Raw genomic sequence first — 16,475 nt, forward strand, 5'->3', positions numbered from 1 at the left:
AACCCTCGATCGATCCTTGGAGATTGCCCATGCGTGCATTTGTCACTGGCGCCACCGGCTTTGTCGGCTCGGCCGTCGTTTCGGACCTGATCGCAGCCGGCCATCGCGTGCTCGGCCTCGCCCGCTCTGATGCGAGTGCCGCAGCGCTGATCGCGATGGGGGCCGAAGTCCATCGCGGCTCGCTGGAGGATCATGCCTCCTTGCGCAGCGGCGCGGCCGCATCGGACGGCGTGCTCCACCTTGGCTTCAACCATGACTTCTCGAAATTCCAAGACAATTGCGAGCTCGACCGCCGTGCCATCCTCGCCCTCGGTGAAGAGCTCAAGGGCTCCGAGCGCCCTCTCATCGTCACATCCGGCGTTGCGCTCCTGGCTCCCGGCCGTCTTGCGACCGAGGACGATGAGTCCGCGCACCGCTTTCCGCGCGTATCGGAATCGACGGCACTGTCGCTTTCCGGCGTCCGCGCCGCTGTGGTCCGGCTTCCGCCGACGACCCATGGCGAAGGCGACCATGGTTTTGTCCCGATCCTGATCAACCTGGCTCGCCAAAAGGGCGTGGCGGCCTATATCGGCGACGGGATGAACCGCTGGCCGGCCGGCCACCGCTTCGATGCCGCGCGCGTCTATCGGCTTGCGCTCGAGCAAGGCGCACCTGCACCGCGCTATCACGCGATTGCCGAGGAAGGCATCCCGTTCAAGGCGATCGCGGAGGTGATCGGCAAAAGGCTTGGCGTGCCCGTGGTCTCGAAATCGCAGGACGAGGCGGCCGAGCATTTCGGATGGTTCGCGCAATTCGCAGGCGTCGACGTGCCGACGTCGAGTGCGAAGACCCGCGCCTTGCTCGGCTGGGTGCCGAAAGAGATAGGGCTGATCGAGGATCTCGACCAGCCCTACTATTTCAAAGTCTGACGGCTGCTTGCAGATCAGTCCGTCGTGACAGCGGTTTCCATGTCGGTCGGATCGATCTGCTGGTTCAGCCGCGCGTTGAGCTTGTCGCGATCAAGCTCGCCTTCCCACCAGGCGACGATCACGCAGGCCACGCCGTTGCCGCAGAGATTGGTCAGCGCGCGGCATTCGCTCATGAACTTGTCGATGCCGAGCACGATCGCCATGCCCGGCACGAGCCGCGGATCGACCACGGCGAGCGTTGCTGCCAGCGTGATGAAGCCCGCACCGGTAATGCCGGAAGCCCCCTTCGAGGTCAGCATCGCCACGACCAGGATCGTAAGCTGCTGGCCGAAGGTGAGATCGAAGCCCAGCGCCTGCGCGATGAACAGCGTCGCCAGCGTCATGTAGATGTTGGTGCCGTCCAGATTGAACGAATAGCCCGTGGGCACCACGAGGCCGACCACCGATTTGGAGCAGCCGAGCCGTTCCAGCTTCTCCATCAAGGACGGCAGCGCGCTTTCCGACGACGAGGTGCCGAGCACGATCAGGAGCTCGTCCTTGATGTAGGCCAGGAACTTGAAGATCGAGAACCCTGCGATCCGCGCGATGGTGCCGAGCACCACGAGCACGAACAGCGCGGCGGTCAAATAGAACGTCGCGATCAGGCCCATCAAATTGAGGATCGCGCCGGTGCCGAACTTGCCGATGGTGTAGGCCATTGCGCCGAAGGCGCCGAGCGGCGCCGCGCGCATCACGATCGAGATGACGCCGAACACCGCATGCGCGGCATCGTCGATGAAGCTGCGGATCACATGGCCGCGCTCGCCGAGCCCCATGATGGCGAAGCCGAACAACACCGAGAACAGCAGCACCTGCAGGATCTCGCCTTGTGCGAAGGCGCCGACCACGGTGTCGGGAATGATGTGCAGGATGAAGTCGACCGACCTCTGACCTTCGGCCTGCTTGGCGTAGTTGGCAACGGCCTGCGCGTTGGCCGCCGCACTGCCGAAGCCTGCGCCCGGCTTGACGAGGTTGCCGATAACGAGGCCGATCACCAGCGCAAAGGTCGAAACGATCTCGAAATAGATGAGCGCCTTGACGCCGATACGGCCGACCTTCTTGGCGTCCTGGATATGGGCGATGCCCGAGACCACTGTGCAGAAGATGATCGGCGCGATCACCATCTTGATCAGCTTGATGAAGCCGTCGCCAAGCGCCTTGATCCAGTCGTTGGTGGCAATTTGCGGCCAGAGCCAGCCAACGATGGCGCCGAGCACGATGGCGATCAGCACCTGGACGTAGAGAATTTTATACCACGGCTTGGCGGCGCTGGGTGCGACCGGCGCCCCAACGATCGTTGTCGTCGTCATTGTTTCACTCCCCCTCAAACTCCACGGCCAGCCAAGATCAACTTGGCCGGCCCTGTCAATTGGAACTGATCGGATTCGGACGCTTTACCCGCGACGATCGATGATGCGGCGCGCCGCCGGCATCAATGTCGCACCCAGCGCGTTCTTGACCAGAGAGGCCGCGATGAACGGCGCGACGCCGACCTGCCAGGCCTTGGCGGCACCAAGGCCTAAGGCCAGCCAGCCGAAGCCTGCGGCGAAAATGACGATGTGGCCCACGGCCATCGCCGCGAACAGCAGGACCACGCTGCGATCCCAGCCCCTCTCGGCCAGCCAGCCGGTGACGAAGGCAGCGGCAACAAAGCCGAACAGATAGCCGGCCGTCGGGCCAACCAGCGGCGCAAGTCCGCCGACAGGGCCGGCGAAGACCGGCAGTCCCATCGCGCCCTCGGCGAGATAGGCGATCATGGTTGCGCTGCCAAGGCGCCAGCCATAGGCCGCGCCGATCATCAGCACGACCAGGCTCTGCAACGTCATGGGCACGTAGGGCAGCGGCAGGTTCACCTTGGCCGACAGCGCCATCAGCGCGGTGCCGAGTGCAACCAGCACGACGGCGCGCAAGCTGCCGACGGTTTGGCCCGGGCGGGTCGGCCACAATAAGGCGGCGAGAGGAAAATGCGGCGTGGCGGCGGACTGGGCGGTTCGGTCAGACAAGATGCACTCCGGAAGGCTGTTCGAAACTGGCGGCTATTTAAGCCAGTGAGCGATCCGGTCAACAGCCTCGCGCATCTCCGCAGCCGAGCGTGCATAGGAGAATCGTATGAACGAGCGGCCATGGATGGGATCGAAATCGACGCCCGGGGTGGCCGCAACGTGGGCCTGTTCCAGCATGGTCTTGGCGAAGTCGAAACTGTCGGAGGTGAAGTCCGAGACGTCGGCATAGAGATAGAATGCGCCGTCAGCAGGCAGGAACCGGGTCAGGCCGGCCTTGGGCAATCCCTCGATCAAAATGCGGCGGTTTTCCTGATAGCCGTGCTTGATTTCCTCCATCTCGGCCGCGCCGTCGAAGGCAGCTTCAGCCGCGATCTGCGACAGCGACGGCACCGAGATCGAGAGGTTCTGCTGAAGCCGTTCGATGGGGCGCACCAGGACGTCGGGCACGACCATCCAGCCGACGCGCCAGCCCGTCATGCAAAAATACTTCGAGAACGAATTGATCACGAGTGCGTGCTCCGACAGCTCTGCCGCCGTCACCGCCGGAAACGCATAGTCGAGCCCGTGATAGATTTCGTCCGAGATGAAACGGATGCCGGCGTCTTCGGCAGCCGCTATCAGGCCAGCGAGCGCTTCTTTGGACATCATCGTCCCGGTCGGGTTGGCGGGGCTGCCGACCAGCACGCCCTTGAGCGGCGCCTTGCGATGGGCGGCTAGCAAGGCCTCGCCGGTCAGCGCGTGGCGCGTTTCGTTCGTGGTCTCGATCAGCACCGGTTCGCAACCGAGCGCGGTGAGGATGTGGCGGTACGGCGGATAGCCCGGCACCGTCACCGCGACGCGATCGCCGGGCTCGAACATCGACAGGAAGGCCAGGATGAAGCCGCCGGAAGAGCCCGTGGTGACCACGATCCGATCGGGGCTGACGGTGCAGCCATAGGCATCGCGATAATGCCGCGCGATGCGCTCGCGCAGACTGGGGATGCCGAGCGCGGAGGTATAGTCGATCCGTCCGGCTTCGAGCGTTGCATGAGCAGCCGCAATCGCGGTCTTCGGCGCACCAGCCGCGGGCTGGCCGACTTCCATGTGGATGACATGTCCGCCGGCCGCCTCGATCCGGGCCGCCGCGGCCATCACGTCCATCACCATGAACGGGGGAACATCACTGCGGCGGGACGGCTCGAGCCACTGCCCCACCCGGTTCCTCAATGTCGCATCGTGCATCGATTTCTGCTATTTCGCTGGCGGACCGGCCCGTTCGGTCCGTGAAACAGGGCTCTTGCGCCCCAGACTGGCCGCATTGTACGGCTCATAAGGGCATATCGCGTATCCGGTCCGCCGCCAATCACCAAAAACCAGCTGCTTTTGAAGCCGTTTGACCCAGACCGTTTGATGTTGCTCCAGATCGCATTGCGCAAGAAGGCCTCCGCCCTCACCGCCCTCGTCACGGCGGCTGCGATCGCGCTGCTGCCGGTCCCGGCGACGCAGGCGCAGGAAGGCCGCGGACCGCCGGTCCTGCGCGACACCGAGACCGAGCAGTTGCTGCGTGAATACACGCGTCCGATCCTGCGGGTTGCCGGTCTGGAGAAGCAGAACATCCAGATGGTGATCATCAACGACAACTCGTTCAACGCGTTCGTCGCCGATGGCCACCGCATCTTCGTCAATTACGGCGCGATACTCCAGTCGGAGACGCCGAACCAGATCATCGGCGTGCTCGCGCACGAGACCGGGCATCTGGCGGGCGGCCATCTGTCCAAGCTGCGCGAGCAGCTCTCCAACGCCCAGACGCAGATGATCATCGCCATGCTGCTCGGCGCAGGCGCCCTGGTCGCAGGCGCCAGCCGCGGCTCGAGCAGCGCGGGCAACAACGGGCTCGCCAATGCGGGCGCGGCCGCGATCGCCGGACCGCAGGAGATGATCCGCCGCTCGCTGCTGTCCTACCAGCGCCAGCAGGAAGAGAACGCCGACCGCGCCGGCGTGAAATTCCTGACCGCGACCCAGCAATCGCCGAAGGGCATGTACGAGACCTTCAAGCGCTTCACCAGCGAGAGCCTGTTCGCGGCCCGCGGCGCCGATCCCTATCTCCAGTCGCACCCGATGCCCGCCGAGCGCGTCGCGGCGCTCCAGGAATTCGCCAGCACCAGCCCTTATTGGGACAAAAAGGACGATCCCGCGCTCCAACTCCGCCATGACATGGTGCGCGCCAAGATCTCAGCCTTCATGGAGCGGCCAGAGCTGGTGTACCGCCGCTATCCCCTGACCAACGACGGCATGCCGGCGCGCTATGCCCGCGCCATCAGCACCTATCTGCACGGCGATTTACGCAGCGCGCTCGCCCAGATCGATCTGCTGATCCAGGCCCAGCCGAACAACCCGTATTTCTACGAGGTCCGCGGCCAGGCGCTTCTGGAGAGCGGCAAACCGGCCGATGCCATCGCTCCCCTGCGAAAGGCTGTCGCATTATCAAACAATGCGCCGCTCATCGAGATGTTACTTGGGCAGGCTCTGGTTGGAACCGATAATAAGACGTACACGGACGACGCCATCCGGATTCTCCGTGCCGCTGTGGTGCGCGAGCCCGAAGCCCCGCTCGGCTACATGCAGCTCGCGATGGCCTATGGCCGGAAGGGAGACTATGCCGAGGCGGATCTCGCGTCGGCCCAAGCCGCCTTCTTGCGCGGCGACAACAAGACCGCCCGCGAGCTTGCCACGCGCGCGAAAACCCGTTTCGCCGTCGGCACGCCCGGATGGGTCAAGGCCGACGATATCGTGGCGTCGAAACCGCCGCGCAACTAGACGATGCCTGATCGCCACATCTGCCACCATGACGTCACGACGCTACGCTTAAGTCCGCCGGGACGTTTTTTCGAGACCTGCTCTGGATAAGAGGATTTGCCAATGCCTTCGCTGCGCCTGCTTGCTTCCGCGCTGTTTGCGCTCGCCATCTTCGGCGCAACGGGACCGGCTTCGGCCGACAGCTTCTCCGGCGCCCAGCGCACCGACATCGAGGCGATCGTCAAAAACTACCTCGTCACCCATCCCGAGGTGCTCGAGGAGGCGATGGCAGAGCTCAGCAAGCGCCAGGCCACCGCGGAATCCGAGAAGCACGAAGCCAGCATCGCGCAGAATTCCGACGCGATCTTCAATTCACCGCGCCAGGTCGTGCTCGGCAACAAGGACGGCGACGTCACCTTCGTCGAGTTCTTCGACTACAATTGCGGCTACTGCAAACGCGCGATGAGCGACATGCTCGACCTCATGAAGGCCGATCCCAAGCTCAAGGTCGTGCTGAAGGAATTTCCGGTCCTGAGCCAGGGCTCGGTCGAAGCAGCACAGGTCGCCGTCGCCGTCCGCATGCAGGATCCCTCCGGCAAGAAATATCTCGACTTCCACCAGAAGCTGCTCGGCGGCCGCGGCCCGGCCGACAAGGCGCGCGCGCTTCAAGCGGCCAAGGAAGCCGGCCTCGACACCGCGAAGATCGAGAAGGACATCGCCAGTCCCGAGGTGCGCACCACCATCGAGGAGAACTTCAAGCTCGCCGAAGCGATGGGCATGAACGGCACGCCGAGCTACGTGATCGGCAAGCAGATCGTCGTCGGCGCCGTCGGCCTCGACGGCCTCAAGGAAAAGATCGGCGTCGCCCGCTGCGGCAAAGCGACCTGCTAACAAGGCGACTTGCTGACCGCGCTTTTCACAACATCATTCATGCGACGAGGCCGGCTGAAAAGCCGGCCTTTTCGTTTGTGGTGTTGCTGTCCGCGATCGTGTCGCAAACCCGGCGCGCGCATTCATCTGGCGTTCAACAAACAAATCCCCCGGAACCGCAGATGTTCCGGAACTCCTGATACCTCCTTTCGTTGTTGGCGCGGGCAATGACGCAAAATAAACACGTGAGGAGAAATTCAATGTCGAACCGCTTTATGATCTCGGTCGCCGCGCTTGCACTGTTCGCCGGCACCGGTCTGGCGAACGCACAAGGTACGATGAAGAACGACAACGGCGGCGCCGGCGCGCAGCCGACGCAGCATTCGCAACCAGCCGGCGGTGCCGCCGAGCGCGGTGGCGCGATGGGCAAGGAAGCCGCTCCCGAGAAGGGCACCGTGGGTCAGACTGGCGGCGCCAGCACCATGAAGCCCGGTGCGGCTGCGGAGGAAAAGTCCCCCGGCGCGATGAAGGACGAGCACTCCGGCGGCGCGATGAACAAGAACGCGGCTGAGGACAAGGCCGGCGCCCCCAAGGGCCAGCGCACCGACGAACGCGCGCAGGGTCAGATGGACAAGTCCCAGATGGACAAGTCCAAGAGCACGGAGACTGACACCAAGAGCGGCAACATGAACGCTCAGACCAAGGGCGCGGAAACCAAGGGCGCGGACAGCAAGTCGCAGACCACGACCGGCAACGCCTCCGCGACCGCTGCTGCACCGCCTGCCGAGAAGCGGAGCCAAATCTCAACGGCGATCAAGTCGACCAAGATCGAAGAGACCACGAACGTCAACTTCAACATCTCGGTCGGCTCGGCTGTCCCGTCGACCGTCCGTTTCCACCCGCTTCCGCCCCAGATCGTCGAAATCTATCCGGAGTGGCGCGGCTATGACGTGATCTTCGTGCGCGGCCAGTACATTATCGTCCGTCCTCAGACGCACGAGATCGTCTACATCATCGAGGGTTAAGCCGCTCAACTTGAGCTGTTTGCCAAACGAGGCCCCTGCCGGGAGATCGGCGGGGGCTTTCGGCACTCCGCCCTCCCTTTCCGACAGCCACGCTTCAGACTGGTTAACAAGCAATTTCCGTAGCTTCCGCACAGATTTTTGCACCCCGGATGAGCTGCCTGAAGCCACCTGGGAGGCCCTTCAAGGCTTCCCCTAGGACATTTTGTTACCTATAACCCCCGCCACGCCGAAGCACCTGCCGGGTTAGGAATGGCTGAACCAGCAACCGACACGATCCTCGTCCTGAACGGGCCGAACCTCAACATGTTGGGGACGCGCGAGCCGGAGAAGTACGGCCATGCCACGCTGGCCGACGTCGAGGCGCTGTGCCGGGCGACGACGGCGCAATTCGGTCTCAAGGCCGACTGCCGGCAGTCCAACCGCGAGGGCGAGCTGATCGACTTCATCCACGAGGCGCATGCCCGCAAGATGAAGGGCATCATCGTCAATGCCGGCGGCTATTCCCACACCTCGATCGCGCTGCACGACGCGCTGCTCGCGGTGCAGATTCCGACCGTCGAGGTGCACGTGACCAACATCCACGCCCGCGAGAGCTTCCGTCACCACTCCTACACCGCGCGCGCGGCCTTCGCCTCGCTCTGCGGCTTCGGCATCGAGGGCTATCGCCTCGCCATCCAGGGCCTTGCCGCCAAGCTCGGCATCAAGCCCAAAGCCTGACGCTCCCTCAATCACACAGAACATTCGGATCAAAGAACATGGCGCGCCAGCCAGACGACAAAGCAGCCGCAAAGTTTTCCAGCGAGGATTCCGCGCTCGTCCGCGAACTCGCACTTCTGCTCGATGAAACCAGCCTCACCGAGATCGAGATCGAACGTGCGGGCCTGCGCCTGCGCGTCGCCCGCAACATCAGCGTTGCCGCGACCATGCCCGCGCCGATGGCGTATGCGGCCCCCGTGCCGGTCACTGCGACGGCCGCCGCACCTGCGGCTGCTGCGGCAGACATGTCAAAGCATCCGGGCGCAGTGACCTCGCCGATGGTGGGCACCGCCTATTGGGCGCCGGAGCCGGGTGCAAAACCGTTCATCGAGGTCGGCTCGAAGGTCTCGGTCGGCCAGAACCTGCTCATCATCGAAGCCATGAAGACCATGAACCAGATCCCCTCGCCGCGCGCCGGCACGGTGACCCAGATCCTGGTCGAGGACGGCCAGCCCGTCGAGTATGGCGAGCCCTTGGTGATCATTGAGTAACGGCATTCAGTAAAGGCTTGGGGCGGCGCAGCCGCCCTCGCCGCTTTCCGCGCGCCATTCGTCCCTTAAGGACACCATGTTCGACAAGATCCTCATAGCCAATCGCGGCGAGATCGCCCTTCGCATCCTGCGGGCCTGCAAGGAGCTCGGGATCGCGACCGTCGCCGTGCACTCCACCGCCGACGCCGACGCCATGCATGTGCGTCTGTCGGATGAGAGCGTGTGCATCGGGCCGCCGCCGTCGAAGGACAGCTATCTCAACGTGCCCGCGCTTCTCGCGGCCTGCGAGATCACCGGCGCGGACGCGGTGCATCCCGGCTACGGCTTTCTTTCGGAGAACGCCCGCTTCGCCGAAATCCTTGGCGAGCACAATCTGCATTTCATCGGTCCCAAGGCCGAGCATATCCGCCTGATGGGCGACAAGATCGAGGCCAAGAAGACCGCCAAGAAGCTCGGCATCCCCGTGGTGCCCGGCTCCGACGGCGGGGTCGGCCCCAGTGACGACGCGATGGCGATCGCCAGGAAGATCGGTTTTCCCGTGCTGGTGAAGGCTGCAGCCGGCGGCGGCGGCCGCGGCATGAAGGTCGCGCAGAGCGAGGCGGACCTTCAGGTGGCGCTGTCGACGGCGGCCAATGAGGCGAAATCCGCCTTCGGCGACGCCTCGGTCTATCTGGAAAAATACCTCCAGAAGCCACGCCATATCGAAATCCAGATTCTCGGCGACGGCCGTGGCGGCGCGATCCATCTCGGCGAGCGCGACTGTTCGCTCCAGCGCCGTCACCAGAAGGTCTGGGAGGAAGGCCCCTCGCCGGTGCTCGCAGCAGCCGCGCGGGCCAAGATCGGCGAGACCTGCGCGAAAGCGATGCGCGAGATGAAATATCTCGGCGTCGGCACCATTGAATTCCTGTTCGAGGACGGCGAGTTCTACTTCATCGAGATGAACACCCGCATCCAGGTCGAGCATCCCGTCACCGAGAGCATCACCGACATCGATCTCGTGCTGGAGCAGATCCGCATCGCCGCCGGCGGCGAGCTGCCGGCCAAGCAGAGCGAGATCCAGATCATCGGCCATGCGATCGAATGCCGCATCAATGCCGAGAACCCGCAGACCTTCCGTCCCTCACCGGGTCGGATCACGCAATATCACCCGCCGGGCGGGCTCGGTGTGCGCATCGATTCCGCGGTCTATCAGGGCTACACCATCCCGCCCTATTACGACTCGCTGGTTGGCAAGCTGATCGTCCACGGCAAGACCCGCGCCGAGTGCCTGATGCGGCTGCGCCGGGCGCTGGACGAGATGGTGGTGGAGGGCATCGAGACCACACTGCCGCTGTTCCGCGACCTGGTGCGCCAGCCCGCCATCATCGACGGCGACTACCATATCCATTGGCTCGAACAGTATCTGGCCGGCCAGACGGAACCGACCGCCAAATAATTCTCACCTCACCCTATGGAACCCTTTGTCTCCAATCGCATTATGGACGTTTGGGGACTGTTCCAAGGGGACGTTTTGAACTCCGCGACACCTAACAAGGCGAGACCGTCGTGACGGCTGGGGAACAGCGGCGGCGCACATTTTGGCAGATCCTACTGTTCGCGGCAGGACTTCTGGTGCTGACCGTGATCAGCGCCGGCTCCGTCTATCTCGTCAACAAGGCCCGCGACGACAGCAAATGGGTGGTTCACACCCTCGAGGTGGAGAACCAGATCAATGCGCTGCTGCTCGAAATCCGGCGCGCCGAAAGCGGCGCGCGCGGGTTTCTCCTGACGCACAGTGCGGATTTCAAGACTGACCATGACAAGGCCGTGGCGGCCATCATACCCGTCCTCGACAGGATCACGCGTCTGACCGGCGACAATCCGGCGCAACGCGACAACATCGAGAAACTGAGCGCGGCGATCGAGACCCGGCTTGGCCAATTCGCCCAGGAAATGGACTTCGTCCGGCAGAGCCAGCCGGACAAGGCCATCGCGATGGTCCGCGAGGCCGCCGCTGCCAATACCACCTCCGCAATTGGCAGTGTCGCAGGCGCAATGATCCAGGAAGAAGAGGGACTGTTTCGGCTGCGCTCGACGAACGCCGACCGCAGCCAGACGCTCGCCGCGTCGATGACCGGCATCGGCTCCGGCCTTGTCGTGCTGCTGACGTTGATCTCGATCTGGCTGGTGCGGCGCTCCGCACGCGCCCGCGACGACGCCGAGCTACGCTTGCGGGATGCCAATCTCAATCTGGAGGCGACCGTCGACGAGCGCACCGCAGACCTGCGCGAGGCCAACGACGAGATCCAGCGCTTCGCCTATATCGTCAGCCATGACCTGCGCTCGCCACTGATCAACATCATGGGCTTCACCAGCGAGCTCGAAGAGCTCGGCGGCGACATTTTCCGTCGCATCGGCGGCCTCACCCATGTCCCGGCTGATGGGCCGCCGCTGCCCTCTGGTGAGGTCAGGCTCGAAGACCCCGACAGGCAGCTTTCGGGTGATTTTTCCGAAGCTCTCGGTTTCATCAAGTCGTCGATCGCCAAGATGGACCGACTGATCTCGGCGATCCTCAACCTCACGCGCGAGGGCCGGCGCGAATTCGAACCCGTCAAGATCGACACGCGCGAGTTGATCGAGACCATCGTGTCAACGCTGGCGCACCAGGCGGCCGAAGCCCAGGCCGAGATCCACATCGCCCCCCTGCCGAATATCATCAGCGACCGCCTTGCGCTCGAGCAGGTATTCTCCAATCTGATCGACAATGCGATTAAGTATCTCAAGATCGGAGTGCCCGGCGACGTCAGAATTCGCGGGCGCACCAAGCTCGGCTACGCTATCTTCGAAATCAGCGATAACGGCCGCGGCATCGATCCGAAGGATCATCAGCGGATTTTCGACCTGTTTCGCCGTGCGGGAACCCAGGACAAGCCCGGCCAGGGGATAGGTCTTGCACATGTCCGTGCACTTGTGCGTCGTCTCGGCGGCACCATGTCGGTATCGTCGGAACTGAATACAGGCAGCACCTTCACGATCACGCTGCCGATCACCTGGAACACCAGCAACCGGAACGCAGATCGATGACCCAGCCTGTCAGCATCATCATGATCGAGGACGACGAGGGACACGCCCGGCTGATCGAGCGCAACATCCGTCGTTCTGGCGTGAACAACGAGATCATCTCGTTCACCAACGGCACCGATGCGATGAAGCACCTGTTCGGCGCCGACGGCAGCGGGCTTGTTCAAAAGGGCAATGCCCTCCTGATCCTGCTCGACCTCAACCTGCCCGATATGAGCGGGATCGATATCCTGAAGCAGATCAAGGAAAACAAATATCTCAAGGCGTCGCCCGTGGTGGTGCTGACCACGACCGACGACTCCCAGGAGATCAAGCGCTGCTACGAGCTAGGCTGCAACGTCTACATCACAAAACCCGTCAACTACGAGAATTTCGCCAACGCCATCCGGCAGCTTGGCCTGTTCTTCTCGGTCATTCAGGTCCCGCCCGCCGCCACATGAACCAGCGCACACCGACATTGCTCTATATCGACGACGACGGCGCGCTTGCGCGCCTGGTCGACCGCGGCCTGACGCGGCGCGGCTACAAGGTCATCCATGCCGCGAGCGGCGAGGAAGGCCTCGATCGTATCCGCCGCGCGGAGACGGACGGCTGCATCGATGTCGTAGCGCTCGATCAGTACATGCCCGGCCTCGACGGGCTCGAGACGCTCGAACAGATCATGGCGATCCCGGATGCCCCGCCGGTGGTCTTCGTCACGGCGTCGCAGGATTCCAGCATCGCCGTCACCGCGCTGAAGGCGGGTGCGGCCGACTATCTGGTCAAGGACGTCAAGGGCGACTTCATTCCGCTGCTGCACGTCGCGGCCGAAGGCGCGCTGCGCCAGGCCGCATTGCAGAAGGCGCGCGACGAAGCCGAAGCCGAGGTTCACGCCTCGCGCGACCGCTACGCGGCGCTGGCCGCCGAGCGCGAACTCCTGCTGCGCGAGGTCAACCACCGCGTCGGCAACTCGCTCCAGATCATCGCCTCGCTCCTGCACTTGCAGGCAAGCTCGGCCGGGCAGGAAGAGGTCAAGGCCGCGCTGACCAATGCGATGGGCCGCGTCGCCGCGGTCGCCCAGGTGCACCGCCGCCTCTATACCTCGCAGGATCTGAAGAGCGTGATGCTCAACCAGTATCTGGACGCGTTGCTGGAGGATCTGCGCCGCTCGGCCGAAGGCAACCGAATGTCGCGCCTGACGGTGAAGGCCGAAGCGGTCGAGATTGACCCGGACCGTGCGGTCGCCGTCGGCATCATCGTCAACGAACTGGTGATGAATGCGGTGAAATACGCCTATCCAGACGGTGCCGGCCCGATCCATGTCGAGTTGACCTCGCAGGGCGATGATCTCCTGCTGTCGATCACGGACGACGGGGTCGGTGACAACGTCAAGGCCGATCCGCGCTCGACCGGCATGGGCCAGCGCATCGTCGCGGCCATGGCCTCCAAGCTCGATGCCTCCGTCGAGCGCGATCCCGCACATTCCGGAACACGCATCACTCTGAGGTTCCGCGGCGTGCCCGCTGCGCCCGGCAAGGCGAACAGCGCCGCGGCGGGTTGATCCTCGCCCAGCAATCGCCCCCATCGCACGCGCATCGCGATCCTGCTATTGTCGTTCACCATGACTTCACGCGACTCTGCCTCGTCTGAAATCACGCCGGCCGTGCTGCTGCGCGCCTATGCCTGCGGCATCTTTCCGATGGCCGAGAGCGCCGATGATCCGACCCTGTTCTGGGTCGAGCCGGAAATGCGCGGCGTGATCCCGCTGGAAGGTTTTCGCGTGGCCTCGCGGCTTGCCCGCACCGTGCGTTCGGATGCGCTTCGCGTCACCGTCAACACCGCGTTCAAGGCGACCATCGCCGGCTGCGCCGCGCCGCAGGCCGGACGCGAAGACACCTGGATCAACAAGCGCATCCGCGACCTCTATGGCGGCCTGCACGAGCTCGGCCATTGCCACAGCGTCGAGGCTTGGCAGGGTGACGATCTCGTCGGCGGCCTCTATGGCGTCAGCCTGGGGCGTGCCTTCTTCGGCGAGAGCATGTTCCACACCGCGCGCGACGCGTCCAAGGTCGCGCTGGTGCATCTTGTCGCACGGCTCATCCATGGCGGTTTCGAGCTGCTCGACACGCAATATGTCACCGAGCATCTGAAGAGCTTTGGTGCGGCGGAGATTTCGCGGCGGCGCTACACCGGCCTGCTCGACAAGGCGCTCGCCGGCGAGCCCGGCGATTTCCTCAGACTGTCCGCCGGCGATGCGATCCCCGGCGCACGCGCGCTCGAAATCATCGCCTCGCGGCAATAATCAGAGGGATTATCGGCCGAACCCCGGGAAGCCGAACAGGCCCGGCTGCTGCCGTGGTGGCGGAGGCGGCGGGTCCGGTTGCTGCTGCGGCGGCGGCAACGGCTGCGGCGGACGCTGCTGCTGCACGGCTTGCTTGGGCGCGGCCTTCTTCTGCGCCGGAGGCGGCGGTGGCGGCGCGGGCTTGGTCGCGGGATCGGGGGCGGCGGTCGCAATGGTCTGCTGCGGCTCTTTGCAGTCGGTCAGCCAGATGTCGTAGATCGGGTGCTCGACGCCGTGCAGGCCGGGGCTCGCGGCATACATCCAGCCTGAGAAGATCCGCTTCACCTCGCCCTGCAAGGTGATCTCGTCGACCTCGACAAAGGCATCGGTGTTGGTGGCTTCCGTGGCCGGCCGCGTGTAGCAGGCATCGGTCTTCACGCGCAGCGCGCCGAACTGCACGGTCTCGCCGATTTCCTCGTCGAAATTGATGATGCGCCCGGTGATCTTGTCCAGGCCCGAGAAGGTCGCCTTCTTGTTCACGATCTTCTGGGCCGGCGGCTCGGTGACGACCTCGTCGCCGGGCTGGAGGCTGGCCGGCGCCTGCGGTATGGCGCCCTGCTGCGTCCCGCCCTTCTGCTGGGGCTGGCGCTGGCCAGGGGCTCCGGGAGCGGCTCCCGGCTGCGGCGCGTTTTGCGGATTGGGCGGCGCAACCGCCACCGACGGCGGCTGGTTCGGCGGGGCGACGGTTGAGCCCGGCGGCGGGGCCAGCGGCTGGGTCTCGACCGGACCCGGCATCACATTGCCCTGCCGGCTCGGCGGCGGGATGGGACGCGACGGCAGCACGCGGCCCTGCGGCGGCAGTTCCGGCACCTCTTCGTCGTCGTCGGGAGTTGGCTGCGGTTGCGGCTGCCCGCCACGAGGGATGCTCCCCGGCGGCCGCAGCGGCGGCGGATCGGAGAAAATCGTGCCGATCTGCGCCTGCACAGGCGTCGCAGCCGTCAGCGCGGTGGCGGCCAAAAGCGCCGCAAGACCTGTCAGGGTAATGGTTCGAAACATAATCTCGCGCGGCTTCAACAGCGAATCGGGTTCGTTGGACATTCTACAGGGGATACCGCCGCTCGCAGGCCCTCCGGTTAACACGGCGAATACGGCGGGGAAAGGGCGGCATCCAAGCCCTGCCCGCCGCCGGCGTGACAGGCCAGCGGCCGGATGGGATAGTCCGAAGGCTCCTCCCCGGGGCCGAGGCGGGCATCGCCGTCCGGAAACGACGTCCAACCAGAACCAGAAACCGCAGGGACCTCTCCGCCATGCCCGTCGTGCTCGATCCCGATGCCGCCGCCGTTTACAAGGCGTTCCAGGAGGCCGGTCGGCCCGCCTACGAGACCCTGACCGCACCGGAAGCGCGCGACTATTATTCGCAGGCGCGCTTTGCCACCAACCCCGAGCCGCTGGAACTTGCGCGCGTCGCACCGCTGTCGATCCCGGCATCGCACGGGGTGATTCCCGCGCGGATTTATGTGCCGAAGGAGCCGCGCCTCAAGAACGGCTTGGCGCCCGCGCTGGTGTTCTTCCACGGCGGCGGCTGGGTGATCGGCGATCTCGACTCCCATGACGTCGTATGCCGCCAGCTTGCCGATGCCGGCGCATTGATCGTCATCTCCGTCGATTATCGGCTCGCACCCGAGCACAAATTTCCCGCGGCAACCGACGATGCGATCGCCGCGACCAAATGGGTCGCCGCGAATGCGCGCGAGCTCGGCATCGACGCATCGCGTCTCTCGATCGGCGGCGACAGCGCCGGCGGCAATCTGGCCGCGGTCACAGCGCTTGCCGCACGCGACGGCAACGGCCCCAAGATTGCGGGCCAGGTGCTGATCTATCCCGCCGTCGATTTCGCCATGACACACGGCTCCCACAGTGAGCCCGAGACCAGCGTGCTGCTCACGCATTCGGTGATCCTCTGGTTCCGCGACCACTATCTCAACGGCACCGCCGACATCCACGACTGGCGCGCTTCGCCGGCGCGCGCGACAACGCTGGTCGGCCTGCCGCCCGCCTATGTGCTGACCGCCGGCGCCGATCCGCTGCGCGACGAGGGCGATGAGTATGCCGCGCGCCTGAAGCAGGCTGGCGTGCCCGTCACCACCAAGCACTTCCCCGGCCAGTTCCACGGCTTTTTCACCATGGGCAAGCTGTTGCGAGAGGCCAACGTCGCCGTGAGCGACATCGGCGCGTGGCTGAAGGGATTAGACTAACGCTAATGCCGTAGCCCGCATGAGCGAAGCGAC

General features: G+C 64.6%; 16 protein-coding genes. 12 read left to right on the plus strand and 4 right to left on the minus strand.

The window, feature by feature from the left end; genetic code table 11:
• Positions 1–29: 29 nt before the first annotated feature.
• Positions 30–908, plus strand: coding sequence for an SDR family oxidoreductase (locus UB31_RS13065; RefSeq protein ID WP_045011121.1), 879 nt, complete (start codon positions 30–32; stop codon positions 906–908).
• Between the two features lie 14 nt (positions 909–922).
• Here the strand turns inward: UB31_RS13065 and UB31_RS13070 are convergent, their stop codons facing one another.
• The 3 genes from UB31_RS13070 to UB31_RS13080 all read right to left on the minus strand — a co-directional run bounded on the left by UB31_RS13070 (position 923) and on the right by UB31_RS13080 (position 4,171).
• Entirely contained in the window at positions 923–2,257 is a 1,335-nt protein-coding gene (locus tag UB31_RS13070; protein ID WP_045011122.1) for a dicarboxylate/amino acid:cation symporter, read from the minus strand.
• Positions 2,258–2,341: 84 nt separating this feature from the next.
• On the minus strand, positions 2,342–2,893 hold the full coding sequence (locus UB31_RS13075) for a biotin transporter BioY (RefSeq protein ID WP_045011123.1): 552 nt from the start codon (positions 2,891–2,893) through the stop codon (positions 2,342–2,344).
• A 90-nt stretch (positions 2,894–2,983) separates the two neighbouring features.
• The gene (locus UB31_RS13080) at positions 2,984–4,171 is read right to left on the minus strand and encodes a pyridoxal phosphate-dependent aminotransferase (protein ID WP_045011124.1); all 1,188 of its coding nucleotides are present in this window, start codon (positions 4,169–4,171) and stop codon (positions 2,984–2,986) included.
• Positions 4,172–4,339: 168 nt separating this feature from the next.
• Between UB31_RS13080 and UB31_RS13085 the strand changes: the two genes are divergently transcribed.
• The 10 genes from UB31_RS13085 (at position 4,340) to aat (ending at position 14,208) form a co-directional block, all read left to right on the plus strand.
• Positions 4,340–5,746, plus strand: a complete 1,407-nt coding sequence (locus tag UB31_RS13085) for a M48 family metalloprotease (RefSeq protein WP_045011125.1) — start codon at positions 4,340–4,342, stop codon at positions 5,744–5,746.
• A 102-nt stretch (positions 5,747–5,848) separates the two neighbouring features.
• Complete coding sequence (locus UB31_RS13090) at positions 5,849–6,616, plus strand: DsbA family protein (protein WP_045000063.1); 768 nt, start codon at positions 5,849–5,851, stop codon at positions 6,614–6,616.
• Positions 6,617–6,855: 239 nt separating this feature from the next.
• Complete coding sequence (locus tag UB31_RS13095; RefSeq protein ID WP_045011126.1) at positions 6,856–7,620, plus strand: DUF1236 domain-containing protein; 765 nt, start codon at positions 6,856–6,858, stop codon at positions 7,618–7,620.
• Positions 7,621–7,869: 249 nt separating this feature from the next.
• Positions 7,870–8,337 carry a type II 3-dehydroquinate dehydratase gene (gene aroQ, locus UB31_RS13100; protein ID WP_045011127.1) on the plus strand — a complete coding sequence of 156 codons (468 nt, stop codon included), beginning with the start codon at positions 7,870–7,872 and terminating at the stop codon, positions 8,335–8,337.
• A gap of 38 nt (positions 8,338–8,375) precedes the next feature.
• A complete protein-coding gene (accB, locus tag UB31_RS13105) occupies positions 8,376–8,867 on the plus strand; it encodes an acetyl-CoA carboxylase biotin carboxyl carrier protein (protein WP_045000067.1) in 492 nt (163 codons plus the stop codon).
• Positions 8,868–8,943: 76 nt separating this feature from the next.
• On the plus strand, positions 8,944–10,302 hold the full coding sequence (gene accC / locus UB31_RS13110; protein ID WP_045000069.1) for an acetyl-CoA carboxylase biotin carboxylase subunit: 1,359 nt from the start codon (positions 8,944–8,946) through the stop codon (positions 10,300–10,302).
• A 110-nt stretch (positions 10,303–10,412) separates the two neighbouring features.
• A complete protein-coding gene (locus tag UB31_RS13115; protein WP_045011128.1) occupies positions 10,413–11,930 on the plus strand; it encodes a sensor histidine kinase in 1,518 nt (505 codons plus the stop codon).
• Complete coding sequence (locus UB31_RS13120; RefSeq protein ID WP_045000073.1) at positions 11,927–12,367, plus strand: response regulator; 441 nt, start codon at positions 11,927–11,929, stop codon at positions 12,365–12,367. The genes UB31_RS13115 and UB31_RS13120 overlap by 4 nt, the downstream gene beginning before the upstream one ends.
• A complete protein-coding gene (locus tag UB31_RS13125; RefSeq protein WP_045011129.1) occupies positions 12,364–13,467 on the plus strand; it encodes a sensor histidine kinase in 1,104 nt (367 codons plus the stop codon). Before UB31_RS13120 ends, UB31_RS13125 begins: the two co-directional genes overlap by 4 nt.
• Before the next feature lie 60 nt (positions 13,468–13,527).
• Positions 13,528–14,208: a leucyl/phenylalanyl-tRNA--protein transferase gene (gene aat, locus UB31_RS13130; RefSeq protein WP_045001061.1), complete on the plus strand. Its 681-nt coding sequence runs from the start codon at positions 13,528–13,530 to the stop codon at positions 14,206–14,208.
• 9 nt (positions 14,209–14,217) lie between these two features.
• Here aat and UB31_RS13135 read toward each other — a convergent pair whose 3' ends face one another.
• A complete protein-coding gene (locus tag UB31_RS13135; protein WP_045011130.1) occupies positions 14,218–15,285 on the minus strand; it encodes a DUF2155 domain-containing protein in 1,068 nt (355 codons plus the stop codon).
• Positions 15,286–15,494: 209 nt separating this feature from the next.
• Here UB31_RS13135 and lipP1 point away from each other — a divergent pair, with 209 nt between their 5' ends.
• Positions 15,495–16,442, plus strand: a complete 948-nt coding sequence (lipP1, locus tag UB31_RS13140) for a LipP1 family hormone-sensitive lipase (protein WP_045011131.1) — start codon at positions 15,495–15,497, stop codon at positions 16,440–16,442.
• The last annotated feature ends 33 nt before the right edge of the window (positions 16,443–16,475 follow it).

The sequence above is a fragment of the Bradyrhizobium sp. LTSP849 genome, from assembly GCF_000938255.1.
GTDB lineage: Bacteria > Pseudomonadota > Alphaproteobacteria > Rhizobiales > Xanthobacteraceae > Bradyrhizobium.

What these genes read in the sequence shown, in the direction of transcription:
- UB31_RS13065 (WP_045011121.1), top strand. Translation starts at nt 30, where the DNA reads ATGCGTGCATTTGTCACTGGCGCCACCGGCTTTGTCGGCTCGGCCGTC.
- UB31_RS13070 (WP_045011122.1), bottom strand. Translation starts at nt 2,257, where the DNA reads ATGACGACGACAACGATCGTTGGGGCGCCGGTCGCACCCAGCGCCGCC.
- UB31_RS13080 (WP_045011124.1), bottom strand. Translation starts at nt 4,171, where the DNA reads ATGCACGATGCGACATTGAGGAACCGGGTGGGGCAGTGGCTCGAGCCG.
- UB31_RS13085 (WP_045011125.1), top strand. Translation starts at nt 4,340, where the DNA reads ATGTTGCTCCAGATCGCATTGCGCAAGAAGGCCTCCGCCCTCACCGCC.
- UB31_RS13090 (WP_045000063.1), top strand. Translation starts at nt 5,849, where the DNA reads ATGCCTTCGCTGCGCCTGCTTGCTTCCGCGCTGTTTGCGCTCGCCATC.
- UB31_RS13095 (WP_045011126.1), top strand. Translation starts at nt 6,856, where the DNA reads ATGTCGAACCGCTTTATGATCTCGGTCGCCGCGCTTGCACTGTTCGCC.
- aroQ (WP_045011127.1), top strand. Translation starts at nt 7,870, where the DNA reads ATGGCTGAACCAGCAACCGACACGATCCTCGTCCTGAACGGGCCGAAC.
- accB (WP_045000067.1), top strand. Translation starts at nt 8,376, where the DNA reads ATGGCGCGCCAGCCAGACGACAAAGCAGCCGCAAAGTTTTCCAGCGAG.
- accC (WP_045000069.1), top strand. Translation starts at nt 8,944, where the DNA reads ATGTTCGACAAGATCCTCATAGCCAATCGCGGCGAGATCGCCCTTCGC.
- UB31_RS13120 (WP_045000073.1), top strand. Translation starts at nt 11,927, where the DNA reads ATGACCCAGCCTGTCAGCATCATCATGATCGAGGACGACGAGGGACAC.
- UB31_RS13125 (WP_045011129.1), top strand. Translation starts at nt 12,364, where the DNA reads ATGAACCAGCGCACACCGACATTGCTCTATATCGACGACGACGGCGCG.
- aat (WP_045001061.1), top strand. Translation starts at nt 13,528, where the DNA reads ATGACTTCACGCGACTCTGCCTCGTCTGAAATCACGCCGGCCGTGCTG.
- UB31_RS13135 (WP_045011130.1), bottom strand. Translation starts at nt 15,285, where the DNA reads ATGTCCAACGAACCCGATTCGCTGTTGAAGCCGCGCGAGATTATGTTT.
- lipP1 (WP_045011131.1), top strand. Translation starts at nt 15,495, where the DNA reads ATGCCCGTCGTGCTCGATCCCGATGCCGCCGCCGTTTACAAGGCGTTC.